The following is a 19,563-nucleotide window of genomic DNA, read 5'->3' as shown; positions in this document are numbered from 1 at the left end:
TCGACCTGGGAGAGCGGACCGGTATGCCGGCGGACCAGACGGGCATGATGCCCCCCTTGCGCATTCTGCTGGCGGAGGACGAGGCCGTCACCCGCCTCGCCGCCCGTGCCCTGCTGGAACGGGCGGGTCATCGGGTGGTGACGGCGGAGGACGGTCCCGCCGCGGTTTCCGCCGCCGCCGCCGCCTTCGATGCCTTCGATCTGATCCTGATGGATCTGGAGCTGCCCGGCCTGCCGGGTGACGAGGCGGTTCGCGCCATCCGCCTTCAGCCGAACGGCCGCGCGCCGCGCATCCTGATGCTCACCGCCAGCGCCACCGCCGACGGGCAGATGCGTTGCGTCGGCTGCGGCGCCGACGGCGTCCTGACCAAGCCCTTGCGGCTGGAGTCCCTGGCAGCGGCGCTTGGAAGCGGTCCGCAAGCCGCTCCGTCCCCGGCGGAACCGCCGTCAGCCGGACCGGCCTTCGAAGAAGCAGCCATCGCCACGATGCGGGAGATGCTGCCCGCCGCCCGGGTCGCAGAACTGATCGACAAGACGGCAGCGGCGCTGCGCCAACATGGCGATGCGCTGGAGGAAGCCTTGCGGACCGGAAACCGCCGGACCGCCGCCACGATGGCGCACAGGATCGCCGGAGTGTCGGGACAATATGGCTGCCTCGCCCTGCGGCGGACGGCGCGCGCCCTGGAAGCCGGTCTCGAGGACGGTGCCTGTGCCGACCTGCCGCAACGGATCGGTGCATCGAGCGCCGCGCTGGCGCCGGCCCTGGAGTTCCTGGAACGCTGCGCCGCCGCGGCGCGGGGCTGAACGGCCCCCGGCCCGGAGAGGGCCCCCCGTCAGCTCCGCTCGTTCGGCGACACCGCCACGCAATGGTGACCGTGCTTGGTCAGGAAGGCACAGGCCTTGCGGGCATCCTGCTCGTCCATACCGGTCAGGCGCGCGCGATAGACGGTGTCCTTGCCGGCCTTCGCCTCCACCACGCTGGCCTTGGCCGTGCGCAGAAGGACAGGTGCCTGCTTGACCGCCTGGCTAACCGCCTTGTTGCCGGCGGCGCGGCTGGAAAAGGCACCGACCTGCACGGCCCAATGCGACGGTCCGCCACGGGTGGACTTGGCGTCATGGGTGGGCTTGACATCACGGGCGGGCGCGGCCGGAACCGCGGCCACCTGCAGCGCGGCCCGGGTCGGCTTGGCCTTCACCACCGGCTCTTCGTCGTCATCGTCGCCCTCGCCGTCGATGGCATCCGACCGGCTGGTGTCGAGGCTGGCCATCACCGGACCGTCGTCGCGGCCCGGGCTCGCCCGGCCGAACGCCTGGTCGAGCAGCGCGGCCATCCTGTTGTCGCGCGACACCGCCGACTTGCCGCCCATCACCACCCCGACCAGCCGGCGCCCGTCCCGCACCGCCGAGGCGGCGAGGTTGAAGCCGGATGCTACGGTGTAACCGGTCTTGATGCCGTCCATGCCCTCGTACCGGGACATCAAACGGTTGTGGTTGGGCAGCGTGCGGCCGCCATAGACGAAGTTCCGGCGGCTGAAATAGGGATAATACTTGGCATGGTCACGCATCAGGGCGCGCGACAGCATCGCGTAGTCGCGCGCGGTCGTCACCTGCTCCATGTTCGGCAGGCCGGAGGCATTGCGGTAGAGGGTGTGGCGCATGCCGATCTCGCGCCCCTTGCGGGTCATCATCTCGGCGAAGCGCGACTCGGTGCCGCCCAGCGCCTCCGCCAGGACGACGGCGGCGTCGTTGGCCGACTTGGTGACGAGGCCGAGGATCGCCGTCTCCACCTTCAGCGTCGACCCGGCGCGCAGGCCGAGCTTGGTCGGCGACATGCTCTCCGCCCAGGAGGAAACCGGCAACTGCTGGTCGAGGCTGAGACGACCGTCGTCCAGCGCGTCGAAGGTCAGGTACAGCGTCATCATCTTGGTCAACGACGCCGGATGGACGATGGAGTCGGCATCCTGGTCGATCAGCACCTGTCCGGTGCGGGCGTCCATGACGATGGCCGCAGCCTTCGCCGCCAGAGCCTCGGCCGCGGACAGGCCGGAGCCGACCGCCACCATGCCCAACAGCGCGGCGGCCGCGAACAGACGGCGCCCCAAACCCGCCGCACTCCGCCCGCCGGCCGTCTCCTCCGCGCGAAAGGCGAACGGAAACAGTCCGTTACGAACGGTGTTGCGCGTTACACTCATGATGGCCCCGCCAACCGCTAGATTCTGGTGCTTGGTTCAATGGTAAATTCGTGCCAAATCAGTGTCTAGCAGGAATTCGTTAATTTCTTGCTTTGGCTTTTGGCAGTGTCTGTGACCAAAATGGCGGGTCCTGTGGAAACGGGCGGTGGGGATCGGAAAGCCGAGGGCGGGGGAGCAAGGCCGCGAGGCAGACGGGGTACCGGATGCCTCCGATCGGACGAGCCCCGGCGAACCGGCCTTGTCGACGCACCCCTTGCCCTCCACCTACCAGGGGCCGCCGACGCGAGGCAAGCGACAATGAGCCGTGGTCTCCGAAGAACCGTTCTGACCGCCGTCCTGCTGGCCCTGGCCGGCTGCAGCTCGGTCGGCCCCACCGACAATCCGGTCTCCCGCAAGCTGACCTGGTTCAGCTACCTGAACGGCGACGACCTGCGGTCGGGCTGCGGCAAGGACGGGACCGACCGTTTCCGCCTGATCTTCAACGCCGACTACAACCGGCATGTCCGCACCTACGACATCGTCGGCGATGGCGGCCAGGGCGGCGCCGTGATGGAGGCGCATGTGATCGAGGCGACCGACCTCGCCCGCATCACCCCGGCCGATCCGCTGTCGGCGGCGCGCGGCAGCGGCGCGACCACCCGGCTGACTCCGGCCCAGTTCGCCAGCTTCGTCAGCCGCCTTCGCGAGGACGGGGCGTTCGACACGCCGCCGAACGGCCTGCGGCTGCCGTCCAACGGCTTCTACTGGCTGATCAACGGCTGCCGGTCCGGGCAGTGGTTCTTCACCGCCTATCCCTATCCGTCCCGCCGCTTCACCGAGGCGGGCTTCCCGGAGGCGCTTGGCCGCATCGACCCGACCGGCGTCGCCTTCCCCGGGCTGCCCGCGCCGGACGACGCGCCGCGCACCCTGCCCGGTTCCGGACAGCTGGCGGACGGCGGCGTCTTCTTCGAGCTGCAGGTCGGCCGCAACGGGCTCGTCGGGCCGACCGCACCCTTCGGGGCGCTCCTGAGCGCCCTTGCCGGCGAGTGACCGCCGACCGCGCCGCCTGATCAGGCGGTTTCGTCGGCCGGCTGGCGCGGACGCAGGCTCTCGGGCATGAGAGTCTCGACCCACGGGCCGTCCGGCATGCGGCGGGCCAGCTCCGTCAGGTTGCGGTTCCACCATTGGCGCTGTTCGCCCAGATCGTCGTAATCGTAGTTCGACTGGCGCCAGCTGCGCGATTCGGCATGGTAGGACACCATGTCGATGGGGAAGCCGACGTCATTGGTGGAGAAGCGGGTGCTGTCGAAGGACAGGTAGGCCAGCTTCAGCGCCGTCTGCATGTCGGTGCCGTAGGTCAGGGCACGGTCGAGGATCGGCTTGCCGTAGGCGGTGGCGCCGATCGACAGGTACGGCGTCCGCTCGTCCACTTCGATCCAGTTGCCTTCCGGATAGACCAGGAACATGTAGGGTTCCCGATCCTCGGCCAGCTGGCCGCCGATGATGGCATGCAGGTTGAAGTGCAGCTTGGACGCCTCCAGCGCCTCCTTGTCCTCCGCGGCAACCTGCCGCAGGCAGGCGGTGAAGGCCGACAGGGCGTCCAGCATGGTGGTGTAGGACTCGCCCCGGCGCTTCTGCATGTCGCGGCGCAGATAGGCCAGCGCCTTGTCGCGCACGCTGCGCAGGCCGGAGTTCATGATGAAGAAGCGGTCGCCGCCGCTGCCCATCATCGTCACCTTGCGGGCCGACGACAGTTGCGAGCCGCTGGTGATGCGACCGTCCGACAGACCGATCAGGCCGTCGCGGGTCTTGATTCCAAGGCAATAGGTCATGATCGAAAGAATCCCGAAGATGCGGCCTGAGGGGCGGTCGGCCCGATGCGGCGCTTCGACGCGCAGCAGCTGACCTTTGGCCGAAGCGAATCCCGCCCACGGCCACGCTACACTTCTCCCATGGCCGGTAAATCCTTCGTTAAGGCAGCTGGCCGAATGCGTGGGCCGAAGGCTCTGCCGCAATGCGCGATTGGCGGCCTGTCATGGGATCTTCACGCATCCGTGGCATGGTGCGGCGCAACAGTATAGGCCGGATACCTGCCGAACGGACTGTTGACACCGCCCCCGCTTACCCCATAAATTCCTTATGTTGCAGCGCAGCATACGCATGGAGCCATGCCATGGTCCGGACGGACGGGGGCACCGGCTCCGCGCTGTGCAAGCGCAACGCACAATGCTGTCGACAGGCTTCGCGACCCGTCAAGCGGCGGCCGGGGCCACACCCCAAATCGTCGGCACTGCGAGGCCGGCATCAGCCAGGAAGGAACGCGCGTCATGACCCAGTTCACGCCCAAGTCGCTCGAAACGGTCGCCACCCAGGCCAAGGAGCAGTATGAGGGCTTCGTGAAGGCCGGGCAGGAGCAGACGGTCAAGCAGTTCGAGCAGACCGCGACGGTCGCCAAGGAACAGTTCGAGAAGACGGCCGCCCAGCTCCTGAAGAGCTACGAGGATCTGCAGGCCGCCGGCAAGGCCAACGTCGAGGCCCTGATCGCCAGCAGCACCATCGCCGCCAAGGGCGCCGAGGATCTGGGCCGCGAGGTCGTCGCCTATGGCCAGTCGACGCTGGACAAGTCGATCACCACCGGCAAGGCGCTGCTGGGCGCCAAGAGCCTGCAGGAGGTCGTGGAACTGCAGAACGCCTTCCTGAAGTCCAGCTTCGACTCGCTGCTGGCCGAGACCGGCCGCCTGCAGGAGCTGACCACCAAGTTCACCAGCGACGCGTTCGCCCCGCTGAACGCCCGCGTCACCGCGACGGTCGAGACCTTCTCCAAGCCGCTCGCCGCCTGACACCGTCGCTGCCAGACTGTACCCGTCCGCTGTCCCGGCGCCCCATGGCCATGCCGGAACGGCGGACATCCTGAGGAACCCACACGGCCCGACGACCGCTACCGGTCGCCGGGCCGTACGCTTTCAAGCGGCCGACCCGGCAGCAGTGAGCGTTGACCGTCGACCGGACAAAGTTTTTTGTGCAGTGCACAATAAGCGGTTGACTGGCTCCCTGCCTTCCCTTAAATATGTCTTATGTTGCAGTGCAGCATATCTCGGGCGCCCGCCTCATCGGGGTCCGAGGGACTCAACCCACTCCGCACCCGGTCGCCGCATCGTCGGGGCCGCGCGGTTGACCCCTGAGAGAGCGCGAGGAGCATAGCCATGTCCGACAAGTTCACCACCGCCGCCAAGTCGATCGAAGACGCCGTCGCCACCGCCAAGCAAAACATGGAAGGGCTGGTGAAGGCCCAGCAGGAGCAGGTCGAGAAGGCCTCCGCCCAGATCCTGAAGAGCTACGACGAGCTGTCCGTCCTGACCAAGGGCAACGTCGACGCCGTCGTGAAGTCCGGCAGCATCGTCGCCAAGGGCGCGGAAGAGGCCGGCAAGCAGGTCGCCGCCTTCACCCAGTCCTCGATGGAGAAGGGCGTGTCGAACGCCAAGGCCCTGCTGGCGGTGAAGACGATCCAGGAACTGTTCGAGCTGCAGAACGCCTTCGCCAAGGCCAGCCTCGATGCGCTCGTGTCGGAGAGCACGAAGCTGCAGGAGCTGACCGTCAAGATCGCCAACGAGGCGATGGTCCCGCTGAGCGCGCGCATGAACGTCGCGGTCGAAGCGCTGTCGAAGAAGCCGCTGGCCGCCTGAGCGCCCGCATCCCGGCCAAGTGTCGCGAAAGAAGGCCCGGCACCCCGCAACAGGGGTGCCGGGCCTTTTTTGTTTCCGGCGGGATACCCGGACGGCCGAGCGGTGCCGCCTTCGGGAAAGACGTAGGGTTTCCCGCCGATTGCGCTCCGTCGGGAAGCGATGTCTCCTATTTCGGAGTGGTGGGGCCTACCCGGGACCAAAGGAGGGTCTGCCAAATGGAGGGAGACCGAAAACGGCCCCTTCCCACCGCGCCCGAAATGACCATATCATTCCCATAGACAGTGCATCGTGACGACATTCGACTGGGACCATGGCCGACTCTGACAAGCGGGGCAACGACGGCACGAACAGCGGGGTGGTCGTCAAGGCCAAACCGAAGACCAAGAAGCCGTCGATGTATAAAGTCCTGATGCTGAACGACGACTACACTCCGATGGAGTTCGTCGTTCTGGTACTCGAACGCTTCTTCAGCAAATCGCGGGAGGAAGCGACCCAGATCATGCTGCATGTGCACCGGCGGGGTGTGGGGTTGTGCGGCGTGTTCACCTACGAGGTGGCGGAGACGAAAGTCACGCAGGTGATGGACTTTGCGCGCCAGAACCAGCACCCGCTGCAATGCACGTTAGAAAAGGATTAGACCCACACATGCTGTCGCGTAACCTGGAACAGACGCTGCACCGAGCCCTGGCCCACGCGAACGAGCGCAGGCATGAATACGCGACGCTCGAACACCTGCTTCTCGCGTTGACCGAAGACTCGGATGCCACTGCCGTCTTGCGTGCCTGCGGGATCGATCTCGACCGCTTGCGCGCGGAACTGTCGGATTACCTCGACAACGAACTTGCGAACCTTATCACGAACAGGCCCGATGACGCCAAGCCGACGGCTGGTTTCCAACGGGTTCTGCAGCGTGCGGCCATCCACGTCCAGTCGTCGGGACGTGAGGAGGTGACGGGAGCAAATGTGCTCGTCGCCTTGTTCTCTGAACGCGAGAGCCACGCGGTCTATTTCCTGCAGGAGCAGGAGATGACCAGGTTCGACGCGGTCAACTACATCTCTCACGGAATCGCGAAGGCTCCGGGCCGCTCGGATACCAAGCGGGTCTCGGGCGCCGACGACGAGGCGGCGGCGGAGAAGGTCGTGAAAAAAGGCAGCGAAGCGCTCGAGGCTTATTGTGTCAACCTGAACAAGAAGGCGTCGGGCGGGAAGATCGATCCGCTGATCGGCCGGGAGCAGGAGGTCGAACGGACCATCCAGATCCTGTGCCGGCGGTCGAAGAACAACCCGCTCTACGTCGGCGACCCCGGTGTCGGCAAGACCGCCATCGCCGAGGGCCTCGCCCGCCGGATCGTCCAGCAGGAAGTGCCGGAGGTTCTGCGCAACGCCACCATCTTCGCGCTCGACATGGGCTCGCTGCTGGCCGGCACCCGCTATCGCGGCGATTTCGAGGAACGGCTGAAGGCCGTCGTGTCGGAACTCGAGGCGACCGAAGGGGCCATCCTCTTCATCGACGAGATCCATACGGTGATCGGTGCCGGCGCCACCTCGGGCGGGGCCATGGATGCGTCGAACCTGCTGAAGCCTGCGCTCGCCTCCGGCGCGCTGCGCTGCATCGGTTCGACCACCTACAAGGAATACCGCAGCTATTTCGAGAAGGACCGGGCGCTGGTCCGCCGCTTCCAGAAGATCGACGTCAACGAGCCGTCGGTCGAGGATGCGATCAAGATCCTCCAGGGCCTGAAGCCCTACTACGAGAAGCACCACAAGGTCACCTACACCAACGACGCCATCCGCGTCGCGGTGGAGCTGTCGGCCAAGTACATCGGCGACCGCAAGCTGCCCGACAAGGCGATCGACATCATCGACGAGGTCGGCGCCGCGCAGATGCTCCTGCCGGAGAACAAGCGCCGCAAGAAGATCGGCGTGAAGGACGTGGAGGCGGTGGTCGCCAAGATCGCCCGCATCCCGCCGAAGTCGGTCAGCCGCGACGACAAGGAAACGCTGCTGAACCTGGAGCGCGACCTGAAGACCATGGTCTTCGGCCAGAACAAGGCGATCGACGCGCTGGTCTCCGCGATCAAGCTGGCCCGTGCCGGCCTGCGCGAGCCGGAGAAGCCCATCGGCAACTACCTGTTCACCGGCCCGACCGGCGTCGGCAAGACCGAGGTGGCCCGCCAGCTCGCCATGACGCTGGGCATCGAGCTGACCCGCTTCGACATGTCGGAGTATATGGAGCGGCACACGGTGTCGCGGCTGATCGGCGCCCCTCCGGGCTATGTCGGCTTCGACCAGGGCGGCATGCTGACCGACGCCATCGACCAGCACCCGCACTGCGTCCTGCTGCTGGACGAGATCGAGAAGGCCCATCCGGATCTGTTCAACATCCTGTTGCAGATCATGGATCACGGCAAGCTGACCGACCACAACGGCAAGATCGTCGATTTCCGCAACGTCATCCTGATCATGACCTCGAACGCCGGGGCCGCCGACATGGCCAAGCCCGCCATCGGTTTCGAGCGTGACCGCCGGGTCGGCGAGGATATCGAAGCGGTCGAGAAGATGTTCACGCCGGAGTTCCGCAACCGCCTGGACGCGATCATCCCCTTCGCGCCCTTGTCGCAGGAGGTCATCAACCGCGTCGTCGACAAGTTCATCATGCAGATGGAAGCCCAGTTGGAAGACCGCGGCGTGTCCATCGAGCTGAACGAGGCGGCGCGCGAGTGGCTGGGCAAGAAGGGCTACGACCCGCTCTACGGTGCCCGCCCGCTCGGCCGCGTGATCCAGGAGTACATCAAGAAGCCGCTGGCGGAGGAGCTGCTGTTCGGCAAGCTCAGCAAGGGCGGCCTGGTCAAGGTCACCGTCAAGGACGACAAGCCGGCCTTCGACTACACCGAGGGCAACCGGCCCAAGCGCACCGCCGGTGACGACGACGAGGAGATGGTGACGGAGATGGCCGAGTAACGTCGGCCCATCCCTGCCGCATGATGAAAAAGGAGGCCCCGCGGCCTCCTTTTTTCTGGCACACCGCCAGGGTCACGCTTTTGCGCCACAGCCGGAGTGGAGTATGGTCGCGCCATGACCGATCCCGCCGCCCCGCCGTCAGCGCAGTCAGCGCCACAGCCAGCCACCATGCCGCATGCCGACGACAGCGAGGCGCCCTCGCTGCCCTCTCCCGACGCGTTGCGCATCACCTTCGCCTGCGCCGACACCGAGGAGGCGCGTGCCGCCCGTACCCGGCTGGTCCATCGCTATGGCAATGCGCCCGCGGGCGAGGCAGACGTCATCGTGGCGCTGGGCGGCGACGGCTTCCTGCTGGAAACGCTGCACCGGGCGCTGGGCCGCGACCGCATCCGGCCGACGCCGGTCTATGGCATGAACCGCGGGTCGGTCGGCTTCCTGCTGAATGCCTACCGCGAGGAGGATCTGGCGGAGCGCATCGTCGCGGCCCAGCATGTCCGCCTGCACCCGCTGCGCATGCTGGCGACGCGGGTCAACGGCGAGCGGGTCGAAGCGCTGGGCATCAACGAGGTCTCCCTGCTGCGCGAGACCCGGCAGGCGGCCAAGCTGCGCATCACCATCGACGGCGTGGTCCGGCTGCCGGAGCTGATCTGCGACGGCGCGCTGGTGGCGACGCCGGCCGGCAGCACCGCCTATAATTTATCGGCCCATGGTCCGATCGTGCCGCTGAACGCCGGCGTCCTCGCCCTTACCCCGATCAGCGCCTTCCGCCCGCGGCGCTGGCGCGGCGCCCTGCTGCCCCATGCCGCCCGCATCACCTTCGACGTGATGGAGGAGTCGAAGCGCCCGGTCAGCGCCGTCGCCGACTTCACGGAAGTGCGGGAGGTGCTGCGGGTCGAGGTGCAGGAATGCCGCGAGGTCGGTCTGACCCTGCTGTTCGATCCCGAACTGAATTTCGAGGAACGCATCCTGAAGGAGCAGTTCGCACCGTAAGCGCCCCGCCCCCACGCTACGCCTTTCTGGCGATCCACACCGCGGTCAGGTCATCGCGCAGCGGCAGGCTGGTCCGGGCGTAGAAGGTCTCCATCATCGGATGCAGCGGGTGCACGCGGTCCCGGGCCAGCCCGTCGCGGACAAAGTCCGGCACGGCGTCCTGCCCCAGCGGCCCGCACTCCTCGCCGCCGCATTCGATCAGGGCATCGCTGTAGAGGAACAGGAAGCCGCCGCGCGGCAGCCGGAACGTCTGGTCGACATACTGCGCCCGGCGCGAGGCGCCGAGCACCAGGCCGGCCGAATCGAGCAGCCGGATCTCCGGTCCGTTGCCGCCGGCGCCCGTAGGGATCCCCAGCACCGGGTTCGGCGATCCCGCGGCGGCGAAGGTCAGCGTGTCGGTGGCAAGGTCGAGGATGCCGAAGAAGGCGGTGGCGAACTGCCCCGTCGGCAGCACGTCCTTCAACGCGGCGTTCAGCTGCGCCAGCCATTGCGACGGCGCCGCATGCTGCATGGGGAAGCGGTCGATCAGCGTGTGCAGGCGGAAGGTGTTGATCGCCGCGGTGATGCCATGCCCGGCGAAATCGACCAGCAGCAGGCCCAGCCGGCGGTCGCCCAGCGGATAGAGCCCCCAGAAATCGCCGCCCAGCTCCGACGAGGTTTCGAAATGGGCGTCCAGCGTCAGGCCATAGCGGTCCGCCACCTCGGCCAGCCGGCGCTTTTCCGGCAGCAGCGACGTCTGCATGGCACGGGCATGCGACAGCTCGCGCTGCACCCGCTCGCGGAAATTGGCCAGATCGGTGAACAGCTTGCGCTTTTCCAGCTGGTGGCGGACCCGGGCGACGCATTCGCCGGGCTTGATCGGCTTGGAGATGAAGTCGCTGCCGCCGGCCTCGAAGCAGCGGACCTGCTCCTCGTCGCTGTCCAGCGCGGTCTGGAACAGCACCGGCAATTCCTCGTGCGTCGCATTGCGGCGGAGCGCCTCGCACATCTCCCAGCCATTCATCACCGGCATGTCGACATCGAGCAGGACGAGGTCGGGGCGGAAGCGGTCGACCGCCGCCAGCCCTTCCCGCCCGTTCTCGGCGAAGGCGATGTCGGTGATGCCGGCGCGGCGGATCACCAGGGCGAGCGATTTTCGGTTGAATTCGTTGTCGTCGACGATCAGGACGCGGCAGTCCGACAGCGACAGGGCGGGGGCGGCCATGAAGGCTCCGTCAACGGTCGAACTGCAGGACGGTGCAGCGTCCGCCATCGGTCACCGTCACGCGGGTGGCGAGCGACCGCATGAAGACGAAGCCGCGGCCCGACCGCGCCCTGTTCCCCGTAATCGCCGGGGCCAGCTCCGTGTCGAAGCCACCACCCTGGTCGACCACGGCGATGGCGATGGCGCGGTCGCTCCAGCGGCAGAAGATGTCCAGCCGCCGCCGCACCGCCGCCGGATCGCCCAGCCGGTCGCGCATCATCTCGCTGAACCGCCGGTAGCCGCCGGGTTCGCCCTTGACGGCGCTGGACAGCCCCAGATTGCCATGGACGATGGCATTGGCGATGGCCTCGTGCAGGCACAGCTCGACATTGGAGCGCCGCTGCGGATCGAGCGCGTCGCGCCGGATCAGCTCGTCGCAGACCAGGACCGCGCATTGCAGGCCATAGGCACTGCCGGTGGTCAGCGACAGGTAGAATCCCGGCCAGCGCGGATGCGCCGCCGCCGGGGCCCCCGACCAGTCCTCCAGCAGGGCCGCCGGCTCGTCGTCCCCATCGCCCAGTTCCACCGTCAGGAAAGGGTTGCGGTCGAAGGCGGCGCGCAGCCGGTCACGGTCGGCCCGCTCCACCAGCAGGGTTTCGACCGCCCGGCCGGGCGGTTCCGCCGGGGTGTCGTCCTCCGGCCGGCCGTCTGCCGTCCCGCCATCCGCCGCTCCGCCGAAGCGTGCGACGACCCGGGTGGCCATATCGGCAGGGATCCGGTCACGCAACAGGCTGAAGGCCCGCAGCGTCAGCTCGGCCGGGCAGTCGGGCAGGATGGCGTCCATGGCGGCAGTCCCCTGGGTAGGGATGGGCGCGAAACATCCCGGCCCGGCACGGACCGGTCGTCGCAGGCTTGACCGGGCTTGGATCGGATCGCGCAAGATCGGCATCGATTTGAAGCGTGAATCCGATCGCCAAACATAAGGCCAGAGTTTCAGGGGCGGCGGTTCAGGATCCGTCAGGGTTCGATGGTGATGATCTCGTCCAGACGCGCGAGGTCGATGGAGCGCTTCACGTCGCCCCTGGCTCCCCGCACGATCATCTTGACGTTGCGCTGCTCCGCCTCCTCCTGGAGGATCAGCAGCATGCCGAGCCCCGCGGAATCGATGAACTCAAGCTCCGACAACGCGACGATGAAACGCCGCGTCCCAGGATGATCCAGCAGTTCCACGATATCGCGCAGCCGGTCATGATCGGTGAACTCCAGGCGGCCCGTCAGCCGGACCTCGGTCTCTTCGCCTGTGCTGATCTTGCTGAAATCCATCATTCCCTCACCCGTTCGTCACCGAACGTCCCATCCATGCGACCTTTCAGGCCGGGACCACCCACCCCTCATACGCAAGCGTGCGGAAGCGGTCCTATTTGCATATGCACAGTAGTGCAAGGTGGCGCCGCCGCTCAAGGCCCGATCCGGCCGTGGCCGGACTTTTGCCACCGGCGAACCGGGTCCGGGCGGGCGGCCCCCCGGTTCGCCCCGGGTTCGCCCCGATGGACGGACCGTCCGCAACGGGGTAGAACCTCCTGGCAGGTGCACGCGCGCCGCGTGCCGCCCAAATCCCCGCCATCGTCCGGAACGGCAATGCATGACCAGGATCGCTGAGGCGTGGCGGCGTGTGCCGACGGTGTCGGCCAAGTTCCTGTTGATCCTGGTGCCGAGCCTGGTGGTGACCGTCTCGCTGTTCTCCGCCCTGTTCTTCTACGACCGCCACAAGGATCTGCAGACCGCCCTGCGCGAGAAGGTGGCGACCATCGCCGACGTCAACGCGGCGGCCCTGTCCAACACCCTGTGGACCTTCGACGTCCAGGCGGTCCGCAACGTCATCCAGGCCATCGGCGCCAATCGCGAGCTGGTCTGCATCGAGGTGTCCGACGATCTGGCCGGCGAGCTTTTCTCCTGGCCGGAACCGGGCTGCCCGCCGAACGGCGACGCCGGCATCGAACGCCGGCCGATCCGCGCCCAGGGCCTTCAGGTCGGCACCATCGCCCTGCATTACAGCCACGCCTCCGTGCGCGAGCAGCTGCGGCAGGAGGTGGTGAACACGGCAGCCCTGCTGCTGCTGATGCTGGCCGGAACCGTCGCAGCGGCGCTGGCGGCGCTGCGGCTGACGGTCGGGAGGCCGCTGCGGCGGCTGATCGCCTCGATCCTGGAATCCGAGCGCGGCGGCGGACACCGGCCGGTGGACTGGCGCGCCGCCGATGAATTGGGACGGGTGATCCAGGCCCACAACGCAATGCTCTCCCGGCTTGGGCGGGAGGAGGCCGCGCTGCGCAAGAGCGAGCAGCGGCTGGCGCTGGCCATCACCGCCACCCGTTCCTCGGTCTGGGACTATGACCTGCGGACCGGCCAATATTGGTGGTCGAAGGAGTTTCCCGCCCTGCTCGGCTACGGCGCGGCGGACCTGACGATGACGGCGGAAACCTGGGCCTCGCTGCTGCATCCGGACGAGGCGGAGCAGGTGATGGCCGAGTCGCGGCGGCGGCTGCGCGACCGCGCCATGGCCTACAGCGCGGTCTACCGGATGCGACGGCAGGACGGCCGATGGGCCTGGATCGAGGATCGCGCCACCGCCCAGCGCGACCCCGACGGCCGCGCCCGGCGCCTGACCGGCACCATGTCCGACGTCACCGAGCGCGTGCGGGCGGAGCTGGACCTCGCGCATGAGCGCAACGTGCTGCAGGTGACGCTGGACAACACCGACCAGGGCATCATCAAGGTCGACCGCGACGGCCGGGTGGTGATGGCCAACAGCCGGGCCGCGGAACTGCTGAACATCCCGGCGGAAATCCTGGCCGGCACCCCGCAATTCGCCGACATGGTGGCGCTGCAGCGCCGGCAGGGCGAGTTCGGCGAGATGGGCGACGATCCCGACCTGTACCTGACCTACGGCGTCAGCGGCAGGCCCCCGGCCGGCGGCGATGGGAATGGCGATGGCGGTTTCCCCGACATGTTCGGGGATCCGCCGGACGAGCCGGCCGGCACCATCGACCAGCCCTTCACCTTCAAGCGCCGGCGGCCCGACGGCCGCATCGTCGAGGTGCGCACCAACCCGCTGCCGGAGGGCGGATTCGTCCGCACCCTGACCGACGTGACGGTGGAGGCCCGCTCGGCCGAGGAGATTTTCCATGCCATGCAGGAGCTTGAGCGCGCCTACGCCGACCTGAAGGAGACCCAGGCCAGCCTCGTCCAGGCGGAGAAGATGGCCTCGCTCGCCCTGCTGGTCGCCGGCGTCGCGCACGAGATCAACACCCCCATCGGCATCGCCTTCGGCTGCGCCACCCACCTGACCGGCCGGACCGGCGCGCTCGCCGAGGCGTTCGAGCGCGGGACGATGAGGAAGTCCGACCTCGCCGCCTATGTCGCCACCGCCAGCGAGGCCTCCCGCCTGATCGAACAGAACCTGACCCGTGCCGCCGACCTGATCCAGAGCTTCAAGCGGGTCGCCGTCGACCAGACCAGCGAGGAGCGGCGGCGCTTCGACATGCTGGCCTATCTGGAGGAGGTGGTGACCTCGCTGGGCCCGACCTTGCGAAAGAGCCGCCACCGCGTCGCCATCGCCTGTTCGCCCGGCATCGTCATGGACAGTTTCCCCGGCGCGCTGAGCCAGGTGGTGACCAATCTGGTGATGAACGCGCTGACCCACGCCTTCCCGGCCGACGGCAAGGGCCACATGGTGATCGACGTCGACGAGACGCCGGACGGCGATGTCGAGATCCGCTTCGCCGACGACGGTGCCGGCATCGCGGCGGAAAACCTGCCCAAGGTGTTCGAACCCTTCTTCACCACCCGCCGCGGAACGGGCGGCAGCGGGCTGGGGCTGCACATCGTCTTCAACCTCGTCACCCAGTCCCTGGGCGGGCGGATCTCGGTTGACAGCGTTCCCGGCGATGGAACTACCTTCACGCTGCGCATTCCCAAGACGGCCGCCACCCCGCAAGTGCCGGCGCCCGTCCCGCTGGAGACCGAACCCATATGAGCACCGGCGCCGCCTACGACGACGACGAGATCCTGTTCGCCGACGAAGAAGCGCAAGGCGGCAAGGCCCAGGGAGGCGCGGACGGGCGCGGAGCGACGGCAGCGGCGGCCGACCCGGCGGCCCCGCCCTGGACCATCCTGGTGGTCGACGACGAATCCGACGTCCATTCCATGACCGGGCTGCTGCTGGCCGACGTAACCTTCCAGCGGCGGCGGCTGGAGCTGGTCAGCAGCTTCACCGCTGCGGATGCCCGCAGGGTGCTGGAGCACCGCCGCGACATCGCCGTGGTCCTGCTGGACGTGGTGATGGAGGAGGATGATTCCGGCCTGAAGCTGGTGCGCTGGATCCGCGACGAGCTGGGCAACCGCGACGTCCGCATTGTCCTGCGCACCGGCCAGCCGGGCCAGGCGCCGCAACGCGACGTGATCGTCGACTACGACATCAACGACTACAAGCCCAAGGCGGACCTGTCGGCGGAAAGCCTGCTGACCGCGGTGATCGCGGCGCTGCGCGCCTTCGACCAGATCCAGTCGATCGAGACCCGCGTCGCGGAACGCACCCGCGAGCTGCGCGAAAGCCGCGAACAGATCAACGCCGTGCTGCAGGCCAGCCCGGTCGGCGTCTGCGCCTATGACGAGAACGGCGTCATCGTGCTGACCAACCACCGGCTGGTCTCGCTGCTCGGCACCTCCAGGGAGCGGCTGGAGGGCTTCGGCGTCGGCGCGCTGTTCGACGGCACCGCCGATCCGGCCGACGGTGGAGGGAACGGACAGGACGAACCGTGCTGGCTCCATTACCGCCGCCCGGTGCGGGACGCCGAGGTGAAGCTGCGCCGTGCCGACGGCTCCACCTTCTGGGCGCTGATCTCGGTGGAGCCGGCGGTGGTGGACGGCAAGCCGGTCTATCTGTCCTGGATCTACGACATCACCCGCCGCAAGCTGGCCGAACGCCAAATGGAGGCCGCCAAGGAACAGGCGGAGGAGGCGACCAAGGCCAAGTCGGCCTTCCTCGCCACCATGAGCCACGAAATCCGCACCCCGATGAACGGGGTGCTGGGCATGCTGGGCCTGCTGGAACGCACCGAGCTGGACGATTGCCAGCGCGACACCGTCGGCACCATGCGCGAATCGGCCGATGCCCTGCTGCGGATCATCGACGACATCCTGGATTTCTCGAAGATCGAGGCCGGCAAGATGGATCTGGAGCGGGTGCCGCTGTCGGTCCCCGCCCTGGTCGAGGGGGTGGCCGAAACGCTGGCACCGGCCGCCGGGGCGAAGGGGCTGACCCTGCTGACCTATGTCGACCCGGCGATCCCGCCCGCCCTGCTGGGCGACCCGGTGCGGCTGCGCCAGATCCTGTTCAATCTGGCCGGCAATGCCATCAAGTTCACCGAGTCCGGCCGCGTCGTCCTGCGCGCCGAACTGGAACAGGCGGAGGAGCAGGCGGAACCGCTGTTGCGGATCGACGTGTGCGACACCGGCATCGGCATCGGCGAAACCACCCGCCAGCGCCTGTTCCAGCCCTTCACCCAGGCCGAAAGCTCCACCACCCGCCGCTTCGGCGGCACCGGGCTGGGACTGTCGATCAGCCGGCGGCTGGCGGCGCTGATGGACGGTGAGATCGGCGTGGAAAGCAGGTCCGGCGTCGGCTCCACCTTCTGGCTGCGCCTGCCCATGCCCCGCGCGGCCATGGCGGCAGCGATGCCGGACGACACAGGCGGCGGCATCGACCTGACCGGGCTGACCGTGCTGCTCGGCGTGTCGGACGACACCGAGCGCGGCTTCCTCGCCCGCTATCTGGAATATGCCGGCGCCCGCGTGCTGCCCGCCGCCTCCCCGTCGGAGCTGGCGACACAGGCCCGCACCGCACGCGAGGGCGGCCGCACGGCCGACGTGCTGACCATCGACGAGGCGCTGTACGTTCCAGCCGCCGCCTTCGCACCGGAGGAGCTGGGCCGACGCCGCGGCGAGGCCCGGCCGCCGGTGGTCCTGCTCTGCCATGAGACGGCTGGAGAGGCCGGCGCCGCCTCCCGGCCCGGCGCCCGCGGATCGGAGCCGGGCACGATGGTGCTGGCCCGCCCGTTCCGCCGGTTGGTGCTGCTGCGCGCGGTGGCGGCGGCGGCCGGACGGCCGGCCCAGCCAGTCCCCCCGCATCCGGCATCCCCTGCTGCCGGTACTCCCGCCGGTTCCAGAGCCTGGAGCGCGTCCGGGGGCGCGTCCGGACCGGCTGCCGCCACGACCGGCGTGGAGGAGGCGACGGCCAAGGGCCGCCTGATCCTGGTCGCGGAAGACAACCCGGTGAACCGCAAGGTGCTGCAGATGCAGTTGCAGGCCCTGGGTTATGCCGCGGAGATGGCTCCCGGCGGAGCGGAGGCGCTGAAGGCCATGCGGCGCAGCGACCGCCGCTACGCCCTGCTGCTGACCGATGTCCAGATGCCCGAAATCGACGGTTTCGAGCTGACCCGCCGCATCCGCGCCGCAGAGCGTGCCACGGAGCGCGTCAGGGATCGGGGCGGCGAGCCGAACGGAGCCGGCCGGCATATGCCGATCGTCGCCATCACCGCCAATGCCGCTCCGGCCGATATCGAGAGCTACCGCGCCGCAGGCATGGACGACGTGCTGAGCAAGCCGCTGGAACTGTCGCAACTGGCAGTTGCGCTCGCCCGCTGGATGCCGCCGCCGGAAGGGGGCGCGGCGGTTCCGCCGCCCTCCCCTCCGGTTCCCCCGTCACCCGCCCCTCGCATGGACGGGCCTGCCATCGACCTCGGCAACCTGCGCATGCTGTGCGACGGCGATTCGGCGATGGTGGCGGAACTGCTGGACGATTTCATCGCCATCGGCCGCGAGGTCGTCGCCGATCTGGACAAGGCGCTGAACAACGGCGACCGCGGCCTGATGCGGGCCTGCGCCCACAATTTGAAGGGTTCCTCGCTGAATGCCGGCGCAAGGCCGCTGGCCGAAGCCGCCCGCGCCCTGGAGCATGCCGCTGCCGACGGTGCGCCGCCCGCCCTGCTGGCCGAGGCCGCGAACCGGCTGCGCGACGTCTTCGCCGCCACCTGTCCCGCCATCGCGGCAGCCATCGCCGCCGAGCGGGCCGCCCCGAATCGGGCCGAGCCATGAGCCGTCCGGGCCAATCGCGCCCCGACCGCCGGGAAGCGCTGGGCCTGCTGGGCGCGGCCACCGCGGCGACCGTGCTGTCCGCCGCCCTGCCGGCCCGGGCACAGGCACCGGCACCGGCGCCGGCCGCCGCCGCTCCCGGGCCGGGTACGCCGCAACCGGGAGTGCCGCGGCTGGGCGAAGAGCTGACGCCCTTCGGGGCGGTACGCGCCGGCAACCGCACGCGGGCAATCCCACCCTGGACCGGCGGGCTGACCACGGCACCGCGCGGCTATGTCCCCGACCGGCCGTCGCCCGACCCTTACGTCGAGGATGTCCGCTGGTTCACCGTCGGGGCCGTCGACGTGGAGCGCTACAAGGTCAGGCTCACCGCCGGACAACAGGCGCTGCTGGCGAAGTTTCCGGAAAGCTACGAACTGGCGCTGTTCTACACCCGCCGCAGCGCCGCCGCTCCCCAAGGCGTCTATGACGCGTCGCTGGCCAACGCCGGCCGCGCCGCGCTGGGCGAGAACGGTCTGGCCCTGCGCGATGCCACGGTCGGCATCCCCTTCCCCATCCCGGCCAACGGGGTGCAGGCGATGTGGAACCACAAGCTGCGCTGGCGCGGCACCGGCCTGTCGCGGACCAGCGTGACCATGGTGCAATCGGCGGACGGCTCGCGGTCGGCGACCAAGCTGCGCGAGGAATTCGCCTCCCCCTATGCCGCGGGGGATGCGGCCTCTCCGCCGCTGCTGTACCGCCGCACCGTCCTGGAGCCGAGGGAACAGGCCGGCAACAGCCTGGTGATCCAGTCGACGCTGGATCCCATCGCCTCGCGCACCCGCGCCTGGGCGCGCGAGGGCGAACGCGGCCGGGTGGTGCCGGCGCCCGACTTCGCCTATGACACGCCCGACCCGGCGACCGGCGGCGTCTGCACCGCCGACATGCTGGACATGTTCAGCGGCGCGCTCGACCGTTTCGACTTCACGCTGGTGACGCGGCGCGAGATGTACATGCCCTACAACGCCAACCGGCTGACCAACCCCAGCCTGACGGCAAGGGACATCCTGTGGCCGGGCCATCCCAACCCGCAATTCCTGCGGTACGAACTGCACCGGGTCTGGGTGGTCGACGCCCGGCTGAAGCCGAACTTCCAGCACGCCCTGCCCGACCGTACCTATTACCTCGACGAAGACAGCTGGCAGATCCTGGCGTCGGAGCATTACGACGGCAAGGGCGCGCTCCTGCGCTACGCCGAGGCGCACCCCGTCGCCCATTGGCAGGTCCCGGTGCTGTTCCCGGCGATCGAGTTCGCCTTCGACCTGACCGCGGACCGCTATGCCGCCCGTGGCCTGGAATACGGCCTGCCGCCGCCGGTGTTCGACGCGCCGGTCAGGCCGGAGGACTTCACCGCGGAAGCGCTCGTCCGCCGCGGCCGGCGGGGGTGA

The 19,563-nt window shown here is 68.6% G+C and carries 15 protein-coding genes; 10 read left to right on the top strand and 5 right to left on the bottom strand.

Features of this window, described 5'->3' with window-relative positions:
- The first annotated feature begins 44 nt into the window (after nucleotides 1-44).
- Complete coding sequence (locus tag ABMY26_RS17150) at nucleotides 45-803, top strand: response regulator (protein ID WP_372398410.1); 759 nt, start codon at nucleotides 45-47, stop codon at nucleotides 801-803.
- 29 nt (nucleotides 804-832) lie between these two features.
- Here the strand turns inward: ABMY26_RS17150 and ABMY26_RS17145 are convergent, their stop codons facing one another.
- Complete coding sequence (locus ABMY26_RS17145) at nucleotides 833-2,101, bottom strand: serine hydrolase (protein WP_372398409.1); 1,269 nt, start codon at nucleotides 2,099-2,101, stop codon at nucleotides 833-835.
- A 387-nt stretch (nucleotides 2,102-2,488) separates the two neighbouring features.
- On the opposite strand from ABMY26_RS17145, the gene ABMY26_RS17140 reads away from it, so the two are divergent.
- Nucleotides 2,489-3,220: a hypothetical protein gene (locus ABMY26_RS17140; RefSeq protein WP_372398408.1), complete on the top strand. Its 732-nt coding sequence runs from the start codon at nucleotides 2,489-2,491 to the stop codon at nucleotides 3,218-3,220.
- Between the two features lie 20 nt (nucleotides 3,221-3,240).
- Here the strand turns inward: ABMY26_RS17140 and ABMY26_RS17135 are convergent, their stop codons facing one another.
- Nucleotides 3,241-4,002, bottom strand: a complete 762-nt coding sequence (locus ABMY26_RS17135; protein WP_372398407.1) for a peptidase — start codon at nucleotides 4,000-4,002, stop codon at nucleotides 3,241-3,243.
- Between the two features lie 495 nt (nucleotides 4,003-4,497).
- On the opposite strand from ABMY26_RS17135, the gene ABMY26_RS17130 reads away from it, so the two are divergent.
- The 5 genes from ABMY26_RS17130 (at nucleotide 4,498) to ABMY26_RS17110 (ending at nucleotide 9,804) form a co-directional block, all read left to right on the top strand.
- Nucleotides 4,498-5,010 carry a phasin family protein gene (locus ABMY26_RS17130; RefSeq protein WP_372398406.1) on the top strand — a complete coding sequence of 171 codons (513 nt, stop codon included), beginning with the start codon at nucleotides 4,498-4,500 and terminating at the stop codon, nucleotides 5,008-5,010.
- 363 nt (nucleotides 5,011-5,373) lie between these two features.
- On the top strand, nucleotides 5,374-5,853 hold the full coding sequence (locus tag ABMY26_RS17125; protein WP_372398405.1) for a phasin family protein: 480 nt from the start codon (nucleotides 5,374-5,376) through the stop codon (nucleotides 5,851-5,853).
- 310 nt (nucleotides 5,854-6,163) lie between these two features.
- On the top strand, nucleotides 6,164-6,490 hold the full coding sequence (clpS, locus tag ABMY26_RS17120) for an ATP-dependent Clp protease adapter ClpS (protein ID WP_045581898.1): 327 nt from the start codon (nucleotides 6,164-6,166) through the stop codon (nucleotides 6,488-6,490).
- An 8-nt stretch (nucleotides 6,491-6,498) separates the two neighbouring features.
- The gene (clpA, locus tag ABMY26_RS17115; RefSeq protein ID WP_045581897.1) at nucleotides 6,499-8,814 is read left to right on the top strand and encodes an ATP-dependent Clp protease ATP-binding subunit ClpA; all 2,316 of its coding nucleotides are present in this window, start codon (nucleotides 6,499-6,501) and stop codon (nucleotides 8,812-8,814) included.
- A gap of 168 nt (nucleotides 8,815-8,982) precedes the next feature.
- Nucleotides 8,983-9,804 carry an NAD kinase gene (locus ABMY26_RS17110; RefSeq protein WP_372399026.1) on the top strand — a complete coding sequence of 274 codons (822 nt, stop codon included), beginning with the start codon at nucleotides 8,983-8,985 and terminating at the stop codon, nucleotides 9,802-9,804.
- A 16-nt stretch (nucleotides 9,805-9,820) separates the two neighbouring features.
- Here the strand turns inward: ABMY26_RS17110 and ABMY26_RS17105 are convergent, their stop codons facing one another.
- From ABMY26_RS17105 to ABMY26_RS17095, 3 genes are all read right to left on the bottom strand, one after another.
- Nucleotides 9,821-11,008, bottom strand: a complete 1,188-nt coding sequence (locus ABMY26_RS17105; RefSeq protein WP_372398404.1) for a PP2C family protein-serine/threonine phosphatase — start codon at nucleotides 11,006-11,008, stop codon at nucleotides 9,821-9,823.
- A gap of 10 nt (nucleotides 11,009-11,018) precedes the next feature.
- Nucleotides 11,019-11,831, bottom strand: a complete 813-nt coding sequence (locus ABMY26_RS17100; protein WP_372398403.1) for an ATP-binding protein — start codon at nucleotides 11,829-11,831, stop codon at nucleotides 11,019-11,021.
- Nucleotides 11,832-12,004: 173 nt separating this feature from the next.
- Entirely contained in the window at nucleotides 12,005-12,313 is a 309-nt protein-coding gene (locus ABMY26_RS17095) for an STAS domain-containing protein (protein ID WP_372398402.1), read from the bottom strand.
- Between the two features lie 316 nt (nucleotides 12,314-12,629).
- On the opposite strand from ABMY26_RS17095, the gene ABMY26_RS17090 reads away from it, so the two are divergent.
- The 3 genes from ABMY26_RS17090 to ABMY26_RS17080 are packed head-to-tail and all read left to right on the top strand — an operon-like array spanning nucleotide 12,630 to nucleotide 19,563.
- Nucleotides 12,630-15,020 (top strand): ATP-binding protein, encoded by a 2,391-nt coding sequence (locus ABMY26_RS17090; RefSeq protein ID WP_372398401.1) that lies wholly within the window; start codon nucleotides 12,630-12,632, stop codon nucleotides 15,018-15,020.
- Nucleotides 15,017-18,139: a response regulator gene (locus ABMY26_RS17085; protein WP_372398400.1), complete on the top strand. Its 3,123-nt coding sequence runs from the start codon at nucleotides 15,017-15,019 to the stop codon at nucleotides 18,137-18,139. The genes ABMY26_RS17090 and ABMY26_RS17085 overlap by 4 nt, the downstream gene beginning before the upstream one ends.
- A complete protein-coding gene (locus ABMY26_RS17080) occupies nucleotides 18,136-19,563 on the top strand; it encodes a DUF1329 domain-containing protein (RefSeq protein ID WP_372398399.1) in 1,428 nt (475 codons plus the stop codon). Before ABMY26_RS17085 ends, ABMY26_RS17080 begins: the two co-directional genes overlap by 4 nt.

This window comes from Azospirillum sp. HJ39 (assembly GCF_041507355.1).
Taxonomy (GTDB): Bacteria; Pseudomonadota; Alphaproteobacteria; order Azospirillales; family Azospirillaceae; genus Azospirillum; species Azospirillum thiophilum.
The sequence above is the reverse complement of the archived record's forward strand: the minus strand, read 5'-3'. Positions and strand labels throughout refer to the sequence as shown.